The 3631-nt window shown below is 57.0% G+C and carries 2 protein-coding genes and 1 pseudogene; all 3 read right to left on the bottom strand.

The window, feature by feature from the left end; all coding sequences use genetic code 11:
* Window positions 1-70 precede the first annotated feature (70 nt).
* Window positions 71-640, bottom strand: coding sequence for a hypothetical protein (locus tag CKY02_RS22515; protein WP_112896956.1), 570 nt, complete (start codon window positions 638-640; stop codon window positions 71-73).
* Between the two features lie 873 nt (window positions 641-1513).
* Entirely contained in the window at window positions 1514-2620 is a 1107-nt protein-coding gene (gene xerC / locus CKY02_RS22530) for a site-specific tyrosine recombinase XerC (RefSeq protein ID WP_112896958.1), read from the bottom strand.
* Window positions 2607-3631, bottom strand: a pseudogene (locus CKY02_RS22535) (DNA primase); the annotation flags it as partial. The pseudogene CKY02_RS22535 and the gene xerC, both read right to left, overlap by 14 nt.

Here is a 3631-nt window from a genome sequence, read left to right on the forward strand (position 1 = left end):
TTCCATACTTCATCTGTTAACATAGTTCTTGGCATGATGGTGAGGTAGAGTCGTTTTTTGGCGAAAGCAATTATACCCCATCATCATGCTGTTCAGTAATTCCTCTCAAAACGTCAACAGCCCCTAGTGAAGCTTTGGAATTAACATTTGTATGCGAGATGTTTTTATCAGCACCAAGGGCTATTTCTCCAATTTTCGCTGTCTGTGCTTTTTCTTTCATCAAATTATCAATCGTTGAACTATTTTTTCTATCAACAGCTTCTATCGATTGATATTTACTCAAAGACAGATATGCTTTCGCGGCTGCAAACTGTATCAGCTTCGCTTCACTGGTAGGTATCCCTCCGGCAACAATTTCCGCCGCTTTCTGTGGAGTCATCTGCTCATTTGATAACACGACATCCAATGGAACACCAAAGAAGTTACCCCATGCAATAATCAGACCTTTTGCCGGATCTTGACCCTCAGGGACTTGTCCTTTCAGGTAATGAGTCAAGGCAGCATTTATTTCTTCGGGTGTTGCACCGGATTGGGCCATTTTTTGTACGAGTGATCCCGCTCCTTCAAAATGTTTAGCGCCTTCGGCACCGAACAAACTTCCCATGCTAAGGGCATTATTGTCCGCAACAACCCATTCCATTGCGAAGTTGACCGCCGGTCACCGATTTTCCTAATGCCCTCAGTCAGTTACAACCCGTTTTTTCCCATGCTGCTTTGTCGCCGAACCCAAAACCCCTGACGCGCTTTTCGCCCCCGAAGGTCGGTTTTTCCTGCCGTGCCATTGCCAGTGTAGCGCCTTTTTCGGCAACGGGCGAACGTCGCCCAACTGGCTTGGGCGGCGGGCGCCCGTTCTGCGGGGGCGGGCGGCATAGAGCCCGCAAGCGGCGCCCCTGCGACGCTCTGAGGCACGGGCGTTTCAGACTGGGCACGGCTTTGCATGACCACGCGATTTTGTTCAGGGAAGCCCCTGGGGGCTGCACGGGGCGGCGATGGCGAGCACGGGGACGAGCAACGGAGCGCAGCGCAGTGCGAGCCGGGCGCAGCCAGTGCAGCGGGGTTGGGGCGGGGGGAAGTTAATGAGTGGAGGCCGCAGGCCGACCTGCCTTTAGGGGGGTTGGCCCAACGGTTGCAGGGCAGCTAAAGAAGAACTCAGAGTTGCCGATGTCCGGCTCAGTCGGTTAGAGCATAAGGCGCAGCCTTGTGCGCCACTCCCCGCAATGCCGACCCGCGGGGGCGCAAGACATAATGCCAATTATACGCATTAAGCCGCTCATCAATGCTCAGGCGGTTGTCCGGGCTTACCGGCGCAGTGCGTATAATTCCCCCCGCATTATGTTCAATAGGCGTTGGGCGGCCTGGACCGGCTCAACGGGGATGCCGGGGCTTGCGCCGCCTGACGACTATTTACCCCCGCGTGCGCCGATGCTAACGGGCAGTCCGGCCACGGTCTGCCCTCACACCGAACCCGCCCAGCTTAACGGGGGCGGGCGGACGGTCAGCGGATATCGGGGTTTCAGGTCGGCGTCGGGCTGTCCGGCGGTGTGTCGGCGTTGTCTTCGGCGTACAGGTCGGCCAGTAAACCCACTTCATCGGCGTCGTTGACTTTTTCGTCGGCCATTTGCTCCGCCGGGTGGGTGCTGGCGTGCACCGCCTGCAAGGCCCGGATAGAGACCTGCGTATACACCTGGGTGGATTCCACGCTGGCATGGCCTAACATGGCCTGTATCCAGCGCAGGTCCGCCCCGTTCTCCAGCATCTGGGTTGCCATCGCGTGCCGGAACAGGTGGCAGGCGCCTTTTTTCTCAATGCCGGCAGCCCGGATATAGCCGCTCACGGCATGGGTGATACCGTTCGGCTGCAACCCGTCCAGACCGTCCATCGCCACGAACAGCGATTGAATGTCCGGGGTGACCAGCAGTTGCGGGCGAACCTGTTGCTGATAGAACTGGAGCCAGCTTAAAGCCCGTTCGCCGAGGGGCAACACCCGGTCTTTATTCCCCTTGCCCTGCCGGATGGTTACGGTCTTGCGTGACCCGTCAATGCTGTAGATATCGAGCCGGGCCGCTTCACTGCGCCGTATCCCCGTTGACCAGAGCAGTTCCATCAGGGCCCGGTCGCGCACGCCCTGCAACGTATGCGGGTCAGGCAGCGACAGGATATGCTCGATTTCATCAATGCTCAGGATATACTTTGGCAGCCGTTTTTCTTCCCGCGGCAACTCAATGTCCGCCGCCGGGTTCGCCAGTATCAGATTCTGTTTCGTCAGCCATTTGAACCACACCTGCAACGGCTGCAACTGCGTGCGCTGGGTGCGGATGCTCAGCGGCTCTCCGTTGGTCTTGCGGTACTGGTACAGATAGCGCTGGTAACGCTCCAGTATCGGCCGGGTGATATCCGCGGCATAATACAGGCCCCGTTCCGTGGCCCACAGGATAAAGCGATAGGTGTGATGGGTCTGTACTTTCAGCGTGGTTTCCGACCAGTTCCGCTCCTGCCGCCATGCCACGAAGCGCAGCAGCAGCGCATACAGGCTTTTTGGGTCATGCGCCGGACCTACAGGCTGACGGTAGACGTCATCGACGGTCAGGAGACTCCCTTTGCGCGGTTTACGGTTTGCCATGATTTATCTCCGTTTCAGCGGGGGGATGAGCGGCTGAGGCAGCGGGCGGCGGGGCCTTTTGCGTTTTATGTCTGTTAACAGTTTTCTTCCCGGCTCCGCCCGGTTCTGTTGTTAAGCCTTGTGCTGTCTGTGCTGAGGCCGGATTTTGTCTGTCCGGCTGTGTACCGACCTGGGGCCGACCTGTACCCGACTGAACACCCTCTGACCCCGACCGGAACGCCTTGCCCGCAACAGCATCATTCGCCATTTCTGTTTCTTCGGGCAGGGGGATTGAAGCCGGTTTTTTTTCTGCCTTAATAACCGTTTTTTGTTTTACCCCGGCCAATTCCGCCGATAAGTCTGGTGTTGCCTGCCCTGAGGCCGGATTTTGACTGTCCGACTGACTGCCGACCCTGCCCCGACCTGTACCCGACTGAATATCCTCTGACCCCGACCGGAACGCATCGCCTGCCGTTTCTGACTGGGATTCCGTCATCTCCAGTAACCCGCACAGATGTGGTTGCCCGGTATCTTCACCATCCCACAGCAGCGTATATTCATGGGTCAGCCCGCGGCGGTGCAGCAACAGGTATTCCATTTCCAGCAACCGCGCCAGATGCACTTTCAGTTGCGTATCGCCCCAGTGCAGAGCGGCCCGAATATCTCGCCGGGTAAAATGCAGTTCATCGACCCTGACCGCCTGTTGTCCGGCGGTTTCCCGTACCCACTCCTGTATTAATAACAACAGCTTACGCGTCTGTGGCGGCATTTCATCCAGTGTGCGCCCCAGAACTTCATGTGCCAGTTGGTTAGCGAGCTGGATATCGTCTTTCGTCACTTCGATATATTCAATCACCTGCCCGCGATGCGTGGTTTTCTTGATTTCCCGTTGGTACTGGTGCAGTAAGGCAATGGCCTGTATCAGCGTCAGGTATTTCATATGGTCGCGCCGCATCCGGGTTTTGTCTGACAGGAACGTCAGTTGATGGGCGTAAGGATTGACCACTTTCAGCGGCCTTAACAGGCGCTGGG

Source organism: Photorhabdus bodei, from assembly GCF_003287735.1.
In the GTDB taxonomy this organism is placed as follows: Bacteria; Pseudomonadota; Gammaproteobacteria; order Enterobacterales; family Enterobacteriaceae; genus Photorhabdus; species Photorhabdus kayaii.